Below are 19,251 nucleotides of genomic sequence, written 5' to 3' on the forward strand. Positions count from 1 at the left end.
GTTAGAACCGCCCTAAACACTCACGACCACTCGGGACGGGACGAGCCGCGCGGCACCAGGACCGTGCGGTAGCGGCCCGGCGTCGCCGACATCCGGACCTGGTCGGTGACGCCCTGGTAGTGCCCGAGCGGGGTGTCCGCGGTGAACGTCTCCGGGTCGAGGTAGGCGTGCGCCTCGCCGCGGCCGGCGGTGTCGAGCGCGTAGGCCTTGTCGAACACACCCATGCTCAGGATCCACAGCGCGGCGCGGGTGAGCGAGACGTGCACGCGGTAGCTGCCGCCGTCGGTCGCCCGCCGCGCCAGTGCCTCGACGATCCCCGCGGTCATCAGCCACGAGACGATGTAGTCGTTGACGACGAGGATCGGCGGCAGCGCCGGGGTTTCGCCGTCGCCTTCCAGGTGCATCATGCCGGTGAGGCTGCCGGCGGTCTGGTCGAACCCGATCCGGCCGGCCCACGGCCCGTGCTCGCCGTTGAGCGACGCGGTCGCGTACACGATCCCCGGCCGGGTTTCCGCGGCCTGCTCCGCGCTCAGCCCGATCTTCGCGAGGTAACCGGGCCTTCGGTTGGCGTAGAAGACGTCCGCGGTGCCGAGCAGCTCCCGGATCTTCCGCGCGCCCTCGTCGCTGTACGGGTTCACGATGGCCGACCGGGTGCCGACGTTCGCCGTCACGTAGGTGACGTCGTGCTCGAGTTCGCCCGGGCGCCACAGGTTGAGGACGTCGGCGCCGTGCAGGGCGAGCGCGCGGCCGACGCCCGCGCCCGCGATCACGTGGCCCATGCCCAGCGCGCCGACGCCGGACAGCGGATCGGCGGCGCCGGCGGGCAACGGCACCGGGTCGCTGTCGGCGATCTTGGTGATCTCGATCAGCGGCAGCCCGGCCAGGGTCTCCCGGTAGTGCGGCTCGGCGAGCAGCTCGGTGGTGGTGCGCAGCATCGGCAGCACGGTCCCGGCCGCGACGGCGGCCTCTTCCAGCTCGATGCCCTTCCAGCCCGCGACGGCGGCGGCCACCCGGTCCGGGTCCTCCGGGACGTCGAGCAGGCGTTGCGCGGCGATCTTGATCTTCGGGTACGGGTTGAGCGGCATCACCCAGCGGTCGTCGGCGGTGCGGTAGAACCGGAACCCCAGCGCCTGGCTCGGGTTGGCCGCCGAGCTCTGCGGGAAGCCGTTGACCAGCTCCCACTTCCGGTCGTAGAACGGGCACAGCCGGTGCGGTGCGACGCGCAGGTCGACGCCGATGTCCTGGCCATCGCCGCCGCGCAGCCGCCAGAGTTTCGCGATCGCCGCCGACTTCGCGGCCAGCGCGATCGCCGACGCGCCGCCGAGGCGCAGCGTGCTCGGGACGACCGGGTCGGCGCCGTCGAAGGTGATCGTGCCGCCGGTGTCGGCCGGGCTCATCCCGATGCCGGACAGCAGGTCGGCGAGCTCGGCGTGCGGGTCGAAGGCGTCGCCGGTCGCCGGGTGGGCGATCGCGTGCGCGACCCGGTCGGTGAGCGTCATCGGGAGTCCTTCCGCTGCAGGAGTTCTTCGGGGACGGGCACCAGCCGGGCGCGCAGGTACTCGCCGACGGCCTTGCCGACCTGGTCGACGCGCAGGTTCGCCGAGCCACCGGTACCGAGCAGCCCGCGCAGGACGAAGTGCACGGCCCGCAGGTACGGGAACTCGTGCCGGACGATCTCGAGTCCGGCGGTCTCCGGCAGCAGCGTGCGGAGCCTGGCCGTGCTCAGCGTCCGCCGCAGCCACGGCCAGGCCTCCGGGTCGGCGGTCCAGACGCCGAGGTTGCAGTTACCGCCCTTGTCGCCGCTGCGGGCGTGCGCGACCGTGCCCAGCGGCACGAACCGGGTCCCCTCCGGCTCTTCGGTGGGTTCCGGGTGCACCGGTTGGTCCACAATGGACGTCTCAGGCGGCGGTGGGACGTCTTGTGCTTGCCCGCCGGCGAAAACCACGCGGTGCGGGACGACGTCGGCGTCGAGCACGGCGGGCCAGTAGTCGATCCGCGGCCGCGGCCGGACGGCCAGCTCGGCACCGCCGTCGTGGAAGAAGCCGGGGATGCTCTGGAGGTAGAGGCTGCCGATCCGCTTCGCGAGCCCGAAGCGTTCGAGGGGTTCTTTCTCGCGGGACGTCGCCATGATCCGGACGGCCGCGGTGGCGTCCCACTGGCTGCCGGGGTCCGCGGCCGGGACGCCGATCCGCGTGACGTCGAGGTCGACGCCGTCTACGCGGCCGAGTTGCTCGCGCAGCAGGGCGGTCTTCGCGTCGACGTCGAGGCCGGTGACGTAGACGGTGTTGACGACGCTGTACCCGATCTGCCCGAACAGCGCGACCTTCGTCGTCGGAGGCGGCGGCGACCCGGTCGCGCCGGTGATCGCCACCCGGTCGGGGCCGGCCGGGGTGAGGCGGACGTCGTCGAGGTGGACGGTGACGTCGGGGTTGAGGTAGCGCGGGCCCTGGATCTCGTAGACGAGCTGGGCGGTGACGGTGTCGGCCGTGACCGTGCCGCCGTCGCGGGTGTGCTTGGTGATCACGCAGGTGCCGTCCGCGGCGATCTCGGCGATCGGGAAGCCGGGCTTCGCCATGCCCGGGACGCCGGAGAAGCCGGAGAAGTTACCGCCGACGGCCTGCGGGCCGCATTCGATGACGTGCCCGGCGACGACGGCGCCGGCGAGGCGGTCCCAGTCGCCGGCGGCCCAGCCGTGCCACCACGCGGCCGGCCCGGCGGCCAGCGACGCGTCGGTGACCCGCCCGCACACGACGACGTCGGCGCCCCCGGCCAGCGCGGCGGCGATGCCGTAGCCGCCGAGGTAGGCGTTGGCGGCGATCGGCGTCGTGCCCCAGCTCGACAGCGGACGTCCGGTGTCGAGGTGGGTCAGCGGGTGCGTGGCGGCCAGCTCGTCGAGGTCGGCCAGGAGGTTGTCGCCTTCGACGTGCGCGACCGACAGCGTGACCCCGGCTTCGGCAGCGGCCGCGCGGACGGCGTCGGCGAGCCCGGCGGGGTGGAAACCGCCGGCGTTGGTGACGACCTTGACACCTCTCTCGGCGATGGTCGCGATGTGGGGCCGCAGCTGGTCGAGGAAGTATTCGACGTAGCCGCGCGCGGGATCGCGCCGGTGCCGCGCGGCGAGCATGGCCAGGGTGATCTCGGCGAGGTAGTCCCCGGCGAGGACGTCGACGGGGTCGCCGTCGAGGGCCTCGGCGAGCGCGGTGAAGCGGTCGCCGAGGTAGCCGGAGAAGGTGCCGATCCGGATCGCCCGGTCCCGCATCCCCGCTCCTCCCGCCGATGGCTGGTCGGTTCCGACGCTAGCCGCCCGCGGCGGGCGCGGCATCCCCGGCTCGCGCCCGGGCCGCACCTCGGCGCCTGCGCCCGCACCCGGCGGGCGGGTGCGGGCACGGAGATCGATTCACTCGTTCGGGGATCACCCGGTGTCCGCGGCTCACCTGCGGATTCAAGGTCTTTGCAAGGTTTCGCCACGGTGACCGGGGCATCCTTGTGGGGTACGCCGGACCGGGCCGCCGAGGGGGCGGCTCCGGTCCGGCTGCGTGGCCTGCACGGCGACGTCCAGGCCGGCGCGCCGTCCGGTCACGTCCCGGACGGCGCCTGGAGGATCCACGTGCGCCCGTCGGGATCGCGGACGCTCATCTCGCGCGTCCCGAAGTGGGTGTCGGCGAACGGGCTGACGACCTCGACCGGCGCGCCGGCTTCGAAGGTGTCCTCGGCGGGGACCTTGATGACGACCTGCATCCCGGTCGGCTGGTCCGCCGGCACCTCGGCGACGAACAGGTAGGCGCCGTCGCCGTTGCGCAGCAGTCCCGAGCTGTGGTCCGTCGCGAAGTCGATCTCGAACCCGAGCGACTGGAAGAACTTGGTGGCCTTCCCCCAGTTGTGCGTCTCCAGGTACAGGGCTTCGACGCGGTCACTCTTCATCGCAGTTCTCCTTCTGAGTCGGCCGTGGCGGTGGCGAGGTACTGGCGCAGCGCCGCGGTGACGAGAGCCGACAGCGACTGTTCGGTGTCCACGGCGTGGTGCTTCACCTCACGGATCAAGTCCGTCGGCAGGTACACGTTGAACTGCTTGACGTCCTTGTCGCTCATGACAGAATGCTAGCACGCTAGCCAGCTAGACGACCAGAACGCCATGAGGGGCACCTTTATGGCGGTTAGGTCCATGAAGGTGCCCCTCACGGCACTTCAGGTCGGGTCAGCTCGCCAGGACGACCGAGCGGGTCAGGTGAGCCGGGCGGTCCGGGTCGCGGCCCGCCGCTTCGGCGAGGGCCACGGCCAGGCGCTGGACCAGCACCAGCTCGGCCAGCGGGTCCAGCTCGCCCTGCCGCAGGTACCCGCCCGTCGCCTCGATCTGACTGACCAGGCCCGCGTCCAGGGGCGCCAGGCTCCAGACCGCCCGGCCTGGCGCGGACACGGCGATCGGGCCGTGGCGGTACTCCATCGCCGAGTACGACTCCGTCCACCAAGCCGCCGCTTCACGGACCTTCAGCGCCGCCTCGTTCGCCACTCCGACGTGCCAGTCCGCGCCCAGGAACGAAATCTGCGACGCCGCGAGCAGCTCCGGGGCGAGCGGTGTGGTCAAGGCCCGGGAGACGTCCGCCAGCGCCCGGTCGATCGGCAGGCCCAGGTGGGCGCGCAGGAGCAGCAGCTGCGTCGTCGGGAACCGCGTCTGGACCACCGAACGCTCGTCGGCGTACGGCAGGCAGACGACGTCGTCGGACAGCGCCGCCGCCGGTGAGTCGGCCACCGCGGTGATCGTCGTGACGCGGGTGCCCGGCCGCGTTCGTTCCAGCGCGGTCAGGATCTCCGTCGTCGTGCCGGAGCGGGTCATCGCCAGCACGCGGTCGTACGGCCGGTCGAGCTTCGCTTCCGACGCCGCGAAGACGTCGGTCAGGCCGTGGCCGGCGTCCTCGCGCAGCCGGGCGTAACTCTGCGCCATGAACCACGAGGTGCCGCAGCCGATGACGGCGACGCGCTCCCCCATCGCGGGCAACGCGGGTGCGTGCAGCGGCAGTTCCCGGACCACGCGCGCCCAGCACTCCGGCTGGCTGGTGATCTCGTCGAGGGTGTAGGACATCGTTCTCCTGAATCAGTGGCCGAGAAGGGTACGCAGTGCGGGCTGGAGACGGTCGCCGTGCGCGCGGACCAGGTCGTCGCACAGCTCCCAGATCCGCTCGACCGGCAGCGCGGCCGCCGTGGCGGGGTCGGTCATCGCGGCGTGGCGGATGTGACGCGGGTCGTCCTCGATCGCCGCGCGCACGACCAGGTCGTTCATGCTCAGGTACGTCCGGTTGAGCGCCGCCAATTGCGGTGGCAGCGCACCGATCCGCGTCGGCCGGACGCCGGTGCCGTCGACCAGGCACGGCACCTCGACCACGCCCCCGGCCGGCAGGTTCTCGATCAAGCCGCGGTTGACGACGTTGCCGTAGACCGTGCGCGGCGTGCCGGTGACGATGCTGTGGATGACCTGCGGCGCGTACTCGTTGGTGCCTTCGACGGGCAGCGGCTCGCCGGCGGCGACGGCGTGGCGCGTCCGCTCGTACTCGGCCTCGTTCTCCGCGACGATCTCCAGGTACGCCCCGACCGGCAGCCGCAGCCGCTCGATCTCGCTGTCGTGGTGCAGGTACCAGGGCACGTACTCGGCGGAGTGCTCGCTGGTCTCGGTCGGGTAGTACCCGAGGCGCCGGAACATGTCGAACCGGACGCGCCGCCGCAGCTGCTCGTCGCCCTCGGCGAGCGACGTCAGCCGTGGGTAGAGGTCGGTGCCGCCGTGCTCGAACCGCAGCACCCAGGCCTGGTGGTTGACGCCGGCCGCGACGTAGGTGACCTCGTCGAACGGCACCCCGACCAGCTCGGCGAGCCCGTGCACCGTCCAGTACACCGAGTGGCACAGCCCGACGACCCGCGTCAGGCCGGTGGCTTCGCTCAGGTACTGGACGTTCATCGCCATCGGGTTGGTGTAGTTGAGCAGCCAGGCGTCCGGGCAGACGTCGGCGATGTCCGCGCCGAGTCCCTTCAGGAACGGGAAGGTCCGCAGCGCGCGGAAGATCCCGCCGATGCCGAGGGTGTCGCCGATGGTCTGGCGCAGGCCGTAGCGGGCCGGGACGGCGAAGTCGGTGCGCGTCGACTCCCCCATCCCGATCTGGACCATGTTCACGACGAAGTCCGCGTCCGCCAGGGCTTCCCGGCGGTCGGCGTGCGCGGTGAGCAGGGGTTTGACGCCGCGGGCGGCGGCGATCTGCCGGGCCGCGGCCAGCGCCGTCGCCAGCCGTTCCGGGTCGATGTCGTGCAGGGCGACGTGCACGCCGTCCAGCTCGGAGTAGGTGAACAGGTCGGCGAGCAAGCCCTGGGTGAACACGACGCTGCCCGCGCCGACGAAGGTGATCTTGGGGGTGGTCATGCGTGATCCGATTCGGTGCGTTCGAGGTGGACGAGGACGTCGTCCCACGTGGCCTGGCCGGCGGTGCCGCCGCGGGCGCGGACCGAGAAGCCGCCGCAGACGACGCCGCAGCGCAGCGCCGTCCCGAGCGGCAGCCCGGCCAGGACGCCGGCGAGGAACCCGGCGTTGAAGCTGTCCCCGGCGCCGACGGTGTCGACGGCGGTCACCGGGATCCCCGGGGTGGTGGTGAGTTCGCCGTCGCGGCAGGCGAAAGCGCCGTCGGCGCCGTCCTTGACCACGACGGCCGGGCCGCGGGCGGCCAGCAGCGTGGCGGCCTCCCACGCGCCGGCCGCGCCCGTCAGCCGGCGTGCCTCGGCCGCGTTGGGCAGCAGGAAGTCCGTCTCTGACAACAGTTCCCCGACGTCCCACCGCCCGGCCGGGTCGTCGTTGGTGTCGACGGACGTCGTCGCGCCGTGCCCGCGGGCCGCGCGCAGCAGACCCGGCAACGCGGGCGCGAGCTTCGGGAGCAGGAAGTACGACGACGAGTGGACGTGCCGGCTCGCCGCGATCAGCTCCGGCGGGACGTCGCCGGCGCCGATCGCGGCCAGGGTGCCCGGTGCGGTGACGATCGCGCGGTCGCCGTCGCGGGTCAGGACGGTCGTCAACGGCGTCGGCAGCGACGGGTCGGTGTGCAACGCGCTGGTGTCGACGCCGCGTTCGTCGAGGGCGTCGCGGACGAACCGGCCGCCGGCGTCGTCGCCGACGCGCCCGGCGAAGGCGACCTTCAGCCCCAGCCGGGCGGCGCCGGCGGCGGTGATGGCGCCGGAGCCGCCGAGGGTGAGCACGCCGGAGTCGGCGAGCTGCTCCCGCTGGCCGAAAGCCAGGTCCGTCCGCAGTGGACCGATGATGACGTCGGGGTTGGCGTCGCCGACCACGAGCAGGTCGAAACGGTGCATGACGGCCCTAGCCCTTGAGGCCGCTGGAGGTGATGGACTGGATGAACGTCTTCTGCGCGCCGAGGAAGGCGAGCAGCACCGGCAGCACGGTGATCACGTTGCCCGCCATCACCGCGGCCCAGTTGGTGTGGTGCTGGCCCTGGAACGTCGTCAATCCCAGCTGCAGCGTGTAGACGGTGTCGTGGTTGAGCGCGATCAGCGGCCAGGTCAGGTCGTTCCACGTGCTCAGGAAGGTCAGCACGGCCACGGTGCTCAACGCGGGCCGCGACAGCGGCAGCACGATCGTGAACAGCACGCGCAGCCGCGAACAGCCGTCGATCCAGGCCGCTTCTTCCAGTTCCCGGGGCAGGGACAGGAAGAACTGGCGCAGCAGGAACACCGCGAACGGCGTCACCAGCGACGGCACGATGAGCGCGCCCAGGCTGTCGATCAGGCCCAGCTTCTTCATCACCAGGAACGTCGGGATCATGGTCAGCTGGAACGGGATCGCCATCGTCGCGATCATCACCGCGAGCAGCGCCCGGGACCCGGCGAACCGCATCCGCGCGAACGCGTACCCGCCGAGCGCGCCGAACAGCAGGTTCGACACCACGGTCACCGCCGACACGATCAGCGAGTTCGTGAACCAGCGCACGAACAGGGCGTTGTCGAGGACGTAGCGGTAGCCCGAGAAGTCCACGTGGGACGGCCAGAGCGCGGGCGGGAACCGGTTGATCTCGGCGTTGCTCATCACCGAGCTGAGCAGCAGCCACACCAGCGGCGCGGCGAACACCACGGCCAGCGGCACGAGCAGCAGGTGCCAGGGGCTGAACGGCAGCCGCGGGCGGCGCAGCACGGGCAGCACCCGCGGCGCGGGCACGCTGTCGATCCGGGCGGTCATCGGAGTGCCTTCCGGGGCCGGCGGAGCAGGCGGACGGCGACCACGAGGACCAGCAGGGCGACCGCGAGCACGTAGGCCGACGCCGCGCCGTAGCCGGCGGTGAAGTTCTTGAACGCCTGCTCCCAGACGAAGTAGACGATCACCGTGGTGGAGCCGAGCGGGCCGCCCTTGGTCGTCACGTACACCAGGTCGAACACCTGCAGCGACGTGATCAGCTGCCACACCACCAGGAACGCCGTCACCGGCATGATCGCCGGCAGCGTGACGTGCCGCAGCACGCGCCAGGTGCCCGCGCCGTCCAGCCGCGCGGCCTCCACCAGCGACGGCGGGACGTCCTGCAGCGCGGCCAGGTACACGATGACGCAGAACCCGGTGCCGCTCCACAACGTGATGGCCACGAGCACCAGCAGCGCCTGCGCGGGATCGGTCAGGAACCCTTGCGGGGACACGCCGAGGTGGTGCAGCAGCGAGTTGGCCGCGCCGAACTGCGGGTCGAGGATGAACGAGAACAGCACGCCCTGCGCGGTCGCCGAGAGCACGAACGGCACGAAGACCAGCGTCCGGTAGACGCCGATCAGCCGGATGCGCCGGTTCAGCGCCTGCGCCAGCAGGAAGCCGAAGAAGATGCTCAGCGGGACGTAGAGCACCGTGTACAGCACGGTGTTCCCGACGGCCTGGGCGAAGTTCGGGTCCTGGGCGAGCGCCGCGTAGTTGTCCCAGCCGACCCACCGGCTGGGCGTCACGAGGTCGTCGACCTGGAACGAGAGCAGCAGCGACCAGGCCACGGGCACCACGCCGAGGCCGAGGATGATGAGCACGGCGGGTGAGACGTAGGCCCACGCGGCCGCGGACTCGCGCCGACGTCGGCGTTTTGCATGTTTGTGGGCGGGGGTGACGGTGATGGGCCTCGGCAGTCCGGGCATGGCGGCTCCCTAGCGGGGGATGATCAGGGCGGCGTCGGCGGCCGCGGCGCAGTCGCGCAACGCGTCGGCCGGGGTGGCCCGGCCGAGCAGCACGGCGACGATCGCGGTGCCGACGGCCGCCGACACCTGCGGGTAGGCCGGGTGCACCGGCCGGACCCGCGCGTGGTCCAGAGCGTCGACGAACACCGGCAGCCCCGGCGTTTCGGCGGTTTTCTCCTGCCACGCGGGCAGTTCCTGCGTCCGGCGGCTCAGCGGCAGGCTGCCGGCGCCGTCGTCCCAGCGGACGTCCTGGGCCGGGTCGGCCAGCCAGGACAGGAACGTGCGCGCCGCCGCGACGCGCTCCTCACCGTTGTCGAACAGCGTCCAGGTGTCCGGCCCGGAGATGGTGCCGGGACGGCCGCTGAAGCTGGGCAACGGCACGACCGCGTAGTCGACCCCGGCGTCGGCGATGTCGGGCAGCTGCCACGGCCCGGTGGGGACCATGCCGATGTGCCCGGCTTCGAACGCCTGGTACATCTGCTCGCTGCCGGACTTCGGGTCGAGGTAGACGGCCTTCGCCGCGGCGAGGTCGCGGACGACTTCCAGAGCCCGCACCCCCTGGTCCGCGAACCCGATGCCGCGGCCGCCGGCGCCGATCACGTCGCCGCCGAGGTCCCACACCATCGGCCACAGCCGCCACACGGTGTCCTCGTCGCCGGTGGCGGGCCAAGCGGTGCCGAAGGTGCCGTTGGCCGCGTCGGTGAGCTTCTTCGCCGTCTCGACGAAGTCGCCCCACGTCCAGCCCGCGGCGGGCAGCGGGATCCCGGCCCCGTCGAACAACGTCTTGTTGCACACCACGGCCAGCGAGTCCAGCAGCGCCGGGACCGCGCGCACCCGGCCGTTGACCGTCACCGCTTCCCGCGCCGGGGCCCAGAAACCGGGCCCCGCGTCGACGAGATCGGTGACGTCGACGACGCTCGGGCTGCGCGCGACGCTGGCGAGGTCCGAGCCGAAGACGTAGGCGATGTCGGGGAAGGACCCCGACGCCAGCGCCGCGGTGATCTTCTGCAGCATCGCGTCGGCGAGGACACCGCCGCCGAGATCGATGCGGATCCCCGCGTGGGTCCGGTGGAAGTCCGCGACGAGCTCGTCGAGGACCTTCTTGCCGGTGTCGGTCTGGCCGTGCCAGACCTCGACCGTCACCGGCCCGCCGTCGCTCCCGGTGGCCGCGCCGCACCCGGCCAGCGCGGTGCCGAGGGTGAGACCGCCGACACCGCGCAGGAAACCCCGCCGGTCCATCAGCAGGTCTTGCGGACGTAGCCGGACTCGCCCTTGGGGACGACGTCGAGGTCGCGGCGGACGATGCTGAGCGAGCTCCACCGGCTGCAGGCGGTCTTGAGGCCGGCGTCGGTGTACTCGATGACGATCACGTGGTCGCCGAACGCGGGCGTGAACTCGCCGCAGTTCTTCTGCTGGCCGCACTCTTCGGCGATGGCGAAGTCGAGCCCGTTGGCCTGCCGCTGGCCGGCCAGCTCGCTGGTGTTCTTCTGGCCGATCGCGAGGCCCTTTTGGTGGGCGTGCGCGGAAAGCAGGCGGATGTAGGCCTGGGCATCGCTGTCGGAGAGCAGGCCCCGGGAGCGCGTGAAGCTGTCGTAGTTGTCCGGCTCGATCGCCTGGTAACCCCGCGCGGCGCAGTCGTCGACCCAGGCGTTGACCTTGGCCGCGACGCGCGTGCGCTTGTCCGCGGTGTGCAGGTCGAGCAGCGCCTCGTCCCAGTCCTCGTCGACGACGACCTTGCCGTTGGCGTCGCGCAGCAGCAGGTCGCCCCACTCCCCCTCGGCGCCGGGCTGGGACTGGAAAGCGTTGACGTAGCAGATGTTGTAGAGCCCGGCGGCGGGTGCGGCCGTGTGGTCGCGGCTGACGACCTTGACGCCGGACGGCGGCGTGTAGGCGCCGCCGATCTGGTAGTCGAAGCCCGCCTTGACCGGTGGCGGGGTGACCGCGGCCGGGGCGGCCGAGGCCGTGCACGCGGTACCGCCGAGGACGGCGGCCGCGAGCGCGGCACCGGCGAGGAACTGAACGCGGGAGAAGGGCATCATCGAACTCCGGATGATGGTGGGCACGACCCCGCCTCGGACCACGAGCGCGTCCTGGCGACTCAGTCCGGGCTCGCGGCGGAGGCCGACATACCGGCTGGGCGTACCTCTGACGTCGGGCGTCCGTTCCGACGTGACCAGAAGTAAAGCGAGCAGAACCGGGCATGTCAAGTGCTCGATACTGGGGTTTCTCCGTCGTTAATGGACAGTTTCGAGCAGTAACCGCTCAGTGTGCGCCGACTCCGCGCAACAAGGTGGCGACGAGCAGGTCCGCCGCCTCGGGGGCGCTCGACGGCTGCCGCGAGGCCAGGTGCAGCAGCTGGATCACGACGTCGGACACCCAACCCGCCGGGACGTCCGCCCGGAAGACACCCTCCACGGTGGCGCGCGCGATGAACGCGTCCACCTCGGCGATCACCCGGCCGCGACGGTCCTGAATGGACGGTTCGGCCCGCATCCGGGTCAGCTCGACCGGCCACTTGCGGTTGACCTCGATGATGCCTTCGGCGTAGCGGTGCAGGGCCACCGGGACCGGCGCCTCGCGCAGCCGCGCGTGGTCGACGGCCTCCTCGACCGCCGTCAGCCGGGCGTCGTAGATCGCGGCCAGCAGCTCGTCACGGGACGCGAAGTGGCGGTAGACGGTGCGGCGGTCCACGCCGGCCGCGGCGGCGATCGCGGCGACGCCGGTCGCCGGGTCCTCGGCGAGCATGCGCGCGCCCGTCGTCAGGACGGTCTCGAGGTTGCGGACCGCGTCGGCTCTCATGACCTCAAGTTACCACGTAGTTGTGACTGTAATGCAGCTTACTGTCACGACCGGAATGCCCTAAGCCCATTAAGCGCTACAGTGGTGTGACAAATAGGAGGCGACCGTGATCACCTACGACAAGCTCTTCATCGGCGGCGAGTGGACCGAGCCGAGCGGCCCGGACCTGCTGGACCTCGTGTCCCCGCACGACCAGGCGCCGCTCGGCCGCGCCGCGCAGGCCCTCCCGGCCGACGTCGACCGCGCCGTCGCCGCGGCCCGCGCCGCCTTCGACGACGGCGCCTGGCCGAACACCCCGCCCGCCGACCGGATCGCCGTGCTCCGCCGGCTCAACGCGCTGCGCGAGGCGCGCGCGGACGACGTCGCCGCGATCATCTCCGCCGAGAACGGCTCGGCGCTCTGGTTCACCCGAGCTGGTCAGACCGGGCTGACCCGGCAGGCGAACGCCTACCTCGATGCGGCCGAGGGGTTCGGCTGGGAAGAGACCCTGACGCCGTCGGACCCGGGCGTGCCGGTCCGATCGGTCGTGCGCCGGGAGGCGATCGGCGTGGTCGCCGCGATCATCCCGTGGAACTCGCCGTTCTCCGCCGCGCTGGCCAAGGTCATCCCGGCGCTGCTGGCCGGGAACACCGTGGTGCTCAAGGTTTCCCCGGAGAACTCGCTCAGCATGAACCTGCTCGCCGGGCTGCTGGCCGAGGCCGGGCTGCCGCGCGGCGTCGTCAGCGTGCTGCCGGCGGACCGCGAGACCAGCGAGTACCTGGTGAAGCACCCGGACGTCGACAAGGTCGCGTTCACCGGCTCGACCCGCGCGGGCCGCCGGATCGCTTCACTGGCCGGGGCACAGCTCAAGCGCGTCAGCCTCGAACTCGGCGGCAAGTCCGCGGCCGTCATCCTGCCCGACGCCGACCTCGGCGCGGCGATCCAGGGCCTGAAGTTCGGTTCCCTGCTCAACAACGGCGAGGCGTGCATCGCCCAGACCCGCATCCTCGCGCCGCGCGGCCGCTACGACGAGGTCGTCGCCGGGCTCAAGGAGATGGTCGAGTCGCTGCCGGTCGGCGACCCCGCCGACGAGAAGACGTTCATCGGCCCGATGGTCCGGCCCGACCAGCAGCAGCGGGTGCGCGACTACATCGCGCTCGGCGTCGAGGAAGGCGCCCGGCTCGTCACCGGCGGCGCGCAGGTCCCGGCCGGATTGGAACTCGGCAACTACGTCACGCCGACGCTGTTCGCCGACGTCTCGAACACGATGCGCATCGCCCAGGAGGAGATCTTCGGACCGGTGCTGGTCGTGATCGCCTACGACGACTCGGACGGCACCGTGGACGACGCCGTCCGCATCGCCAACGAGTCCGAATACGGGCTCTCCGGCGGAGTCTGGTCCGCGGACCGGGAGCACGCGCTCGCCGTCGCCCGCCGCCTGCGGACCGGCACCGTCACGGTCAACGGCGCGCCGATCGGCTTCGACGGCCCCTTCGGCGGCTTCAAGGCCAGCGGCTTCGGCCGCGAGTACGGCGTTGTCGGGCTCACGCAGTACATCGAGTACAAGACCGTCACGGTGCCGGCGTGACCGCGCCGGTCGCCCTGGTCACGGGCGCGAACAAGGGCGTCGGCCTGGCCACCGCCCGGCAGCTGGCCGAACGGGGGTTCACCGTGCTCCTCGGCAGCCGTGACGCCGGCCGCGGCGCCGCGGCCGCCCGGGAGCTGACCGGCCTCGCCGTGCGGCCCGTGGCGATCGACGTCACGGACCAGGCGTCGGTCGACGCCGCGGCCGCGTTCATCGGGCGCGAGTACGGCCGCCTGGACGTCCTGGTGAACAACGCGGGGCTGCTCGTGCGCAAGCACGCGACCGACGTCACCGCCGACGACCTGCGCCCCGAGTTCGAGACCAACGTGTTCGGGCTGGTCCGGGTGATCCACGCGATGCTGCCGCTGCTGCGGGAGTCGCCGTCGCCGCGGATCGTCAACGTGGCGAGCAACTCCGCGATCTTCGCGAAGGCCACCGAACCGGGGTCGATGTTCGCCCGCTCGCACGAGTCGTTCGCCTACTCGGCGACGAAGGCCGCGGTGAACATGCTGACCGTCAAGTACGCCAACGCTTTCCTCGACGACCCGGCACTGGCGCACGTGAAGGTCAACGCCGTCACGCCGGGCTACGTCGCCACCGACCTGAACGGCTTCCAGGGCGTGCGCACGACCGACGAGGGCGCGCGGGTTTCCGTCCACTGGGCCACGATCGGCGACGACGGCCCGACCGGCGGATTCTTCGACGAGGACGGGCCGCTGCCGTGGTGATCAGCCGCGCGCGGGCACGGCGCTGGTGTGGGTGAACTCGACGGTCGAGAGCATCGAGGTGTCCGAAGCGGGCGTGCGCTGCCGGCCGAACGTGAGCACCTTCGCCGGCTCCACCGCGAAGATCAGGGCGTCGTTGCCGCCCTGGCGCAGGCCGTCGTCGCTCACCTCGTACTTCCAGCTGCCGTCCCACTTCTCCAGGTACGCGGCGGCGAGGCGTTCGAGGGTCGGCCGGTCGGTGACGCGCCGCGCCTCGCCCTCGACCATGACGTCGAGGCCGTCGTCCCAGGCGTTGCGGCCGGTCGTCAGCACGACGTGCGGGTTCGCGGTCAGGTTGAGGCACTTCTGTTCGGTGGCCCCGGTCCCGAAGCAGAGCCTGCCGTCCAGCCACACCGCGACCAGCGGCGTGACGTGCGGGCGGCCGTCCGCGCGGACGGTGGTGAGCCAGCTGATCTCCGCGGTTTCGAGCACTTCCCGCGTCGTGGCCCAGTCGGTGGGCCGCGCGCCGGGGTCGCTGAACCGGTCGTCGAGGCGGATCGTCGGGTCGTTCATCGGTGAACTCCGATCATCAGTGGGTGGCGGAAGCGGTGTAGGCGGCCTCCATCCGGGCCGCGACGGTGGGACCGTCCGGCGCTGGGCCACGCCGGGCGCCCGGCCCGAGGTGGGTTTCCCGCAGTTCGTCCATGAAGGCGTCCCACAGCGGCGGGCCGCCGGCGGTCAGCACCTCGGCGCGGGCGGCGTAGGCGTCGCCCACCGGGAGGTGCCGGACGCCCCAGGTGCTGAGCTGGACCAGCACGGGCACCAGTTCGATCGCCTGCTCGGTGAGGCTGTAGGTGACCTTCTGCTTGTGCGTGGGGTCGCCAGCCCGGGTGAGCATCCCGTGCTCGACGAGCACGGCGAGCCGATCGGCGAGGACGTTCGACGAGATCCGCTCGGGCCCGCCGAGCAGCTCACGGAAGTGCCGCGCACCGGCGAAAACGACGTCACGCAGCACGAGCAGGGTCCAGCGATCGCCGAAGATCTCCAGCGACAGGTTGATCGGACAGCCCGACCTCGTGTCCTTGCGCACTGCTCTCACCTCAGTACTGGTTGCATTACCGCACCAGTATGACGCACGACACCGGCGGTAGCAAATCGGCGGCGATGAGGCCATCTTGAGGGGTGCGGCGCCGAACGGGCCGCGCAGAGCCGAAGGGGTTCCGATGCCGGACATGAAGCTCGAGATCGTCGTCCTCCCCGTCTCCGACGTCGACCGGGCCAAAGCCTTCTACACGGCGCTCGGCTGGCGGGAAGACGCCGACTTCCCGGGCGCGGGTGGGTTCCGGGTGATCCAGCTGACGCCGCCGGGGTCACCCGCCTCCGTGATCTTCGGCAGCGGGATCACCGACGCCGCACCGGGTTCCGCCCAGGGGCTGCACCTCGTCGTCACCGACATCGAGGCCACCCGGGCCCGGCTCGCCGAACAGGGCGTCCCGATCAGCGAGGTCTTCCACGACGCGGGTGGCGTCTTCCACCACACCGGCACCGAAGCGCGGGTCAGCGGCCCGGACCCGGACCACACCAGCTACGCGTCGTTCGCCTCGTTCAGCGACCCGGACGGCAACGGCTGGGTGCTGCAGGAGATCACCACGCGGCTGCCCGGCCGGGTGACCGACGTGACGTTCTCGTCCGCGGCCGAGCTGGCCGGCGCCCTGCGCCGGGCCGCGGCCGCGCACGGGGAGCACGAGAAGGAACTCGGGCACCAGGACGCGGACTGGCCGGCGTGGTACGCCGAATACCTGGTGCGGCACGGGCTTTCGGGTACGTGAGCCGCGGTCAGCGGTAGGGGCGGAAGAACTCCCGCAGCTCCCGGGCGTAGACCTCCGGCTCCTCGAACGCGGCGAAGTGTCCGCCGTGTTCGGGTTCGGTGACGCGCACGGTGTTCGCCGTCCGCTCCAGCCACGCCCGCGGTGGCCGCACGACGTCGCCGCGGAACAACGCGAACCCGGACGGCACCTCGACGCGGCGGGCGAGCTGCTCGGCCGGGATCGCCGAGTTCGCGTGGTACATCCGCATCGACGAGCCGATCGTGCCGGTCAGCCAGTAGATCATGACGTTGGTCAGGATCTCGTCCTTCGTGTAGCTCCGCTCGATGTCACCGCCGGTGTCGCTCCAGCTCTGCAGCTTTTCGACGATCCACGCGGCCAGCCCGGCCGGCGAGTCGTTGAGGGCCGCCGCCGCCGTTTGCGGCTTCGTGCGGTGCATCGCGGCGTACGCGCCCTCCGTCGCACCCCACGCCGCGACGGTCTCGAACCACGCGAGCTCCTCCGGCGCCAGCTCCGCCCGGTCGCCCGAGAAGATCGGGAGGCCCGCGTCCGTGCGGTGGACCGCCACCACCCGGTCCGGGTGGTCGAGCGCGAGGTACCGGCTGACGTGGCTGCCCACGTCCCCGCCCGCCGCGCCGAACCGCGTGTACCCCAGGCCTTCCATCAGCTCGGCCCACAGACCGGCGACGGCGATGGAGTCCAGCGGCGGCCCGGCCGGCCGGTCGGAGTAGCCGAAGCCCGGCATGTCGGGCACGACCACGTCGAACGCGTCGGCGGGGTCACCACCGTGCGCGCCCGGGTCGGTCAGCAGCGGGATCACCTTGCTGTAGCGCCAGAACGAGTCCGGCCAGCCGTGGCTGAGCACGAGCGGGAACGCGGGCCCGGCCGCCTTCGCGTGGACGAAGTGGATGCCGAGGCCGCCGACCGGGGCCCGGAACCGGGGCAGCTCCCCCAGCTCGGCTTCCCGCGCGGGCCAGTCGAACCCGTCGGCCCAGTAGGCGACCAGCTCGCGGAGGTAGCCGACGTCGGTCCCGAGCGACCACCCGGCGTCCTCCGGCGAGTCCGGAAAGCGGGTCGCGCGCAGCCGTGCGCGCAGGTCGTCGAGCACCGCGGGCTCGGTCTTCGGGGCGAACGGCTCAGGCGTGATCTCCGGCATGCCCGCACCCTACGACCCGATCCGGCGGCCAAGATCGCGCCCGAAGATATTCCTTGACAAGAATATTCTCTAAGGTGAATACTTCAGGGCATGAACGAGATCGCGGCAGCACTGGGAGACGGAGCGCGGTGGCGCATCGTGGAGCTCCTCGCGGAGCGGCCGCGGTCCGTCGGCGAGCTGGCCGAGAGCACCGGCCTGCGGCAACCGCAGACCACCAAGCACCTGCAGACCCTCGCCCGCGCCGGCCTCGTCACCATGGCCCCGCTCGGGCAGCGCCGGGTCTACGCGCTCGAAGCCGGCCCGCTCGCCGCTCTCGAAGCGCGGCTGCGGGAACTGGTCGGCGCCATCGAGGCGCACGCCGGCACCCGGGACGTCCTGACGCGCTACCAAGCCGCGATCGAGGCGGAGACCGCCGCCGCAGACCGGCGGCGGTGGGCGGACGGGCGCACCTTCTCCTTCGACCGCGTCCTGCCGGTGGCCCCGGACGTCGTCTGGCAGCACTGGGTCGACCCGGACCTGCTCGCGTCGTGGTGGGCGCCGCCGTCGCTGACGATCACCGAGTGCGTCCTCGAGCCGGCACCCGGCGGGCGCGTCGTGCTCGACTACCGCGACGCCGAAGGGCACTACCGCTCCGAAGGGCGGGTCCACGCCGCCGACGGACCCGGGCACCTCGCGTTCGAGCTCTCGGTGCTCGACGCGGCCGGGCAGGTCTCCTTCACCGGCCACTACGACCTGACGCTGACCGCGGCCCCTGGCGGCACCCGCCTGCGGCTCGGCCTGCGCATCACCGAAACGACCGTCGAGGCCGCCGCGTTCGTCGCCGGGATCGAAACCGGCTGGGGCCAGGTGCTCGACCACCTCACCGCCACACTCACCCGACAAGAAGGACCACGCTCATGACCAGCACCACCGGCCGCAAGGTCACCGCGAACATCGCCCTCACCCTCGACGGGCACTACAACGGCCCCGCCGGCCCCGCCGACTTCGGCGCCATCGCCCCGTACGTGACCACCGACGTCGCCCGGGACCACATGACGCGCATCTGGGAGAACGCGACGACGGCGGTGCTCGGCCGCAACAACGCCGAAGGCTTCCTCGGCTTCTGGCCGTCGGTCGCCGGGGACGAGAACGCCGACCCGCGTGACCGCGGCTACGCGAAGTGGCTCGTCGACACGGAGAAGGTCGTCCTGTCGACCACCCTGACCGAGGCGCCGTGGGAGCGCGCCCGCGTCGTGAACGCCCCCGCGGCCGACGTCGTCACCGACCTCAAGACCACCGGCGTGGGCGAGATCCTCGTCAACAGCAGCGCGAGCGTCATCAAGCCGCTCCTCGCGGCGGACCTGATCGACCGGCTCTACCTGCTGATCTGCCCCGAGATCACCGGTGGCGGCGGCCGCCTGTTCGAGGACGGCCTGCCCGCGAGCAAATGGACGCTCGCCCGCCACGAAGCCGGGGCGCTGGGCGAAACCGCCGTGATCTACGACCGCGTGCGCTGAACCGGCGGCTTCACCCGAAGCGCTTTGTCGACGCGGCGGGGGTGTCGCGCCCCGATCACCCGACCGGGGCGGGAAGCCGAGTGAAAGATCACCATCCGGATTGCCGGGTTCCGGAGCCGGTGGCAGCGTCGGACGCGCCCGAACGCACACCACCACCACGAAACCCGGGAGCCCGGTATGACGACGACCGAAATGCCTGCCGTCCACGAGTGCACCGTCAGCGGCTGTTCCTACAACGACGACGGTTGCCACGCCTTCGCGATCACCGTCGGCGGCGACAACGGCTCGGCCGACTGCGGCACCTTCGTGCCGCTGAACACCAAGGGCGGCCTCGACCGCGTCACCGCGCAGGTCGGCGCCTGCTCCCGCGCGGACTGCCGGCACAACGCGGCGCTGGAGTGCACCGCCTCGAGCGTCCGGATCGGCGCCGGCGGCGGCACGGCGAACTGCCTGACCTACCAGAAGTAGGCCGGCCCCGGGTGGACGCCGCGCGTCCACCCGGGACACCTCACCCCGACCGGCTTCCCGGC

At 72.0% G+C, this 19,251-nt stretch carries 21 protein-coding genes; 6 read left to right on the forward strand and 15 right to left on the reverse strand.

The window, feature by feature from the left end:
• Positions 1-20 precede the first annotated feature (20 nt).
• The 12 genes from OHS58_RS15775 to OHS58_RS15830 all read right to left on the reverse strand — a co-directional run bounded on the left by OHS58_RS15775 (position 21) and on the right by OHS58_RS15830 (position 11,975).
• Positions 21-1,499 carry a CoA transferase gene (locus tag OHS58_RS15775; protein WP_328648766.1) on the reverse strand — a complete coding sequence of 493 codons (1,479 nt, stop codon included), beginning with the start codon at positions 1,497-1,499 and terminating at the stop codon, positions 21-23.
• Positions 1,496-3,259, reverse strand: a complete 1,764-nt coding sequence (locus OHS58_RS15780; protein ID WP_328648767.1) for an acyclic terpene utilization AtuA family protein — start codon at positions 3,257-3,259, stop codon at positions 1,496-1,498. The genes OHS58_RS15775 and OHS58_RS15780 overlap by 4 nt, the downstream gene beginning before the upstream one ends.
• A 317-nt stretch (positions 3,260-3,576) precedes the next feature.
• Positions 3,577-3,921, reverse strand: a complete 345-nt coding sequence (locus tag OHS58_RS15785; protein ID WP_326953736.1) for a VOC family protein — start codon at positions 3,919-3,921, stop codon at positions 3,577-3,579.
• The gene (locus tag OHS58_RS15790) at positions 3,918-4,088 is read right to left on the reverse strand and encodes a ribbon-helix-helix domain-containing protein (RefSeq protein WP_326949107.1); all 171 of its coding nucleotides are present in this window, start codon (positions 4,086-4,088) and stop codon (positions 3,918-3,920) included. Before OHS58_RS15790 ends, OHS58_RS15785 begins: the two co-directional genes overlap by 4 nt.
• A gap of 106 nt (positions 4,089-4,194) precedes the next feature.
• Entirely contained in the window at positions 4,195-5,076 is an 882-nt protein-coding gene (locus tag OHS58_RS15795; RefSeq protein ID WP_328648768.1) for an SIS domain-containing protein, read from the reverse strand.
• 12 nt (positions 5,077-5,088) lie between these two features.
• Complete coding sequence (locus OHS58_RS15800; RefSeq protein WP_328648769.1) at positions 5,089-6,399, reverse strand: alpha-glucosidase/alpha-galactosidase; 1,311 nt, start codon at positions 6,397-6,399, stop codon at positions 5,089-5,091.
• Positions 6,396-7,334, reverse strand: coding sequence for a carbohydrate kinase family protein (locus tag OHS58_RS15805; RefSeq protein WP_328648770.1), 939 nt, complete (start codon positions 7,332-7,334; stop codon positions 6,396-6,398). The genes OHS58_RS15800 and OHS58_RS15805 overlap by 4 nt, the downstream gene beginning before the upstream one ends.
• Positions 7,335-7,341: 7 nt before the next feature.
• Positions 7,342-8,214, reverse strand: coding sequence for a carbohydrate ABC transporter permease (locus tag OHS58_RS15810; protein WP_326949103.1), 873 nt, complete (start codon positions 8,212-8,214; stop codon positions 7,342-7,344).
• On the reverse strand, positions 8,211-9,137 hold the full coding sequence (locus OHS58_RS15815) for a carbohydrate ABC transporter permease (RefSeq protein WP_328648771.1): 927 nt from the start codon (positions 9,135-9,137) through the stop codon (positions 8,211-8,213). The genes OHS58_RS15810 and OHS58_RS15815 overlap by 4 nt, the downstream gene beginning before the upstream one ends.
• Positions 9,138-9,146: 9 nt before the next feature.
• Entirely contained in the window at positions 9,147-10,415 is a 1,269-nt protein-coding gene (locus OHS58_RS15820) for an ABC transporter substrate-binding protein (RefSeq protein ID WP_326953742.1), read from the reverse strand.
• Complete coding sequence (locus OHS58_RS15825; protein ID WP_328648772.1) at positions 10,415-11,239, reverse strand: endo alpha-1,4 polygalactosaminidase; 825 nt, start codon at positions 11,237-11,239, stop codon at positions 10,415-10,417. Before OHS58_RS15825 ends, OHS58_RS15820 begins: the two co-directional genes overlap by 1 nt.
• Positions 11,240-11,438: 199 nt before the next feature.
• On the reverse strand, positions 11,439-11,975 hold the full coding sequence (locus tag OHS58_RS15830) for a TetR/AcrR family transcriptional regulator (protein WP_328648773.1): 537 nt from the start codon (positions 11,973-11,975) through the stop codon (positions 11,439-11,441).
• A gap of 106 nt (positions 11,976-12,081) precedes the next feature.
• Between OHS58_RS15830 and OHS58_RS15835 the strand changes: the two genes are divergently transcribed.
• Together OHS58_RS15835 and OHS58_RS15840 are read left to right on the forward strand one after the other, a co-directional pair.
• Entirely contained in the window at positions 12,082-13,542 is a 1,461-nt protein-coding gene (locus OHS58_RS15835) for an aldehyde dehydrogenase (protein WP_328648774.1), read from the forward strand.
• Positions 13,539-14,267 (forward strand): SDR family NAD(P)-dependent oxidoreductase, encoded by a 729-nt coding sequence (locus OHS58_RS15840; protein WP_328648775.1) that lies wholly within the window; start codon positions 13,539-13,541, stop codon positions 14,265-14,267. Before OHS58_RS15835 ends, OHS58_RS15840 begins: the two co-directional genes overlap by 4 nt.
• On the opposite strand, the gene OHS58_RS15845 is transcribed toward OHS58_RS15840, so the two are convergent.
• Both OHS58_RS15845 and OHS58_RS15850 read right to left on the reverse strand, forming a co-directional pair.
• Positions 14,268-14,816 (reverse strand): pyridoxamine 5'-phosphate oxidase family protein, encoded by a 549-nt coding sequence (locus OHS58_RS15845; protein ID WP_328648776.1) that lies wholly within the window; start codon positions 14,814-14,816, stop codon positions 14,268-14,270.
• A 16-nt stretch (positions 14,817-14,832) separates the two neighbouring features.
• A complete protein-coding gene (locus OHS58_RS15850) occupies positions 14,833-15,333 on the reverse strand; it encodes a winged helix-turn-helix transcriptional regulator (protein ID WP_328648777.1) in 501 nt (166 codons plus the stop codon).
• 133 nt (positions 15,334-15,466) lie between these two features.
• Between OHS58_RS15850 and OHS58_RS15855 the strand changes: the two genes are divergently transcribed.
• A complete protein-coding gene (locus OHS58_RS15855; protein ID WP_328648778.1) occupies positions 15,467-16,072 on the forward strand; it encodes a VOC family protein in 606 nt (201 codons plus the stop codon).
• Positions 16,073-16,079: 7 nt separating this feature from the next.
• Here OHS58_RS15855 and OHS58_RS15860 read toward each other — a convergent pair whose 3' ends face one another.
• Entirely contained in the window at positions 16,080-17,225 is a 1,146-nt protein-coding gene (locus OHS58_RS15860; protein ID WP_328648779.1) for an epoxide hydrolase family protein, read from the reverse strand.
• A gap of 90 nt (positions 17,226-17,315) precedes the next feature.
• Here OHS58_RS15860 and OHS58_RS15865 point away from each other — a divergent pair, with 90 nt between their 5' ends.
• The 3 genes from OHS58_RS15865 to OHS58_RS15875 all read left to right on the forward strand — a co-directional run bounded on the left by OHS58_RS15865 (position 17,316) and on the right by OHS58_RS15875 (position 19,189).
• Positions 17,316-18,125, forward strand: coding sequence for a metalloregulator ArsR/SmtB family transcription factor (locus OHS58_RS15865; protein ID WP_328648780.1), 810 nt, complete (start codon positions 17,316-17,318; stop codon positions 18,123-18,125).
• On the forward strand, positions 18,122-18,721 hold the full coding sequence (locus OHS58_RS15870; RefSeq protein ID WP_328648781.1) for a dihydrofolate reductase family protein: 600 nt from the start codon (positions 18,122-18,124) through the stop codon (positions 18,719-18,721). The genes OHS58_RS15865 and OHS58_RS15870 overlap by 4 nt, the downstream gene beginning before the upstream one ends.
• A 177-nt stretch (positions 18,722-18,898) precedes the next feature.
• Positions 18,899-19,189, forward strand: coding sequence for a DUF1540 domain-containing protein (locus OHS58_RS15875; RefSeq protein WP_247051281.1), 291 nt, complete (start codon positions 18,899-18,901; stop codon positions 19,187-19,189).
• The last annotated feature ends 62 nt before the right edge of the window (positions 19,190-19,251 follow it).

The organism is Amycolatopsis sp. NBC_00348 (genome assembly GCF_036114655.1).
Taxonomy (GTDB): Bacteria; Actinomycetota; Actinomycetes; order Mycobacteriales; family Pseudonocardiaceae; genus Amycolatopsis.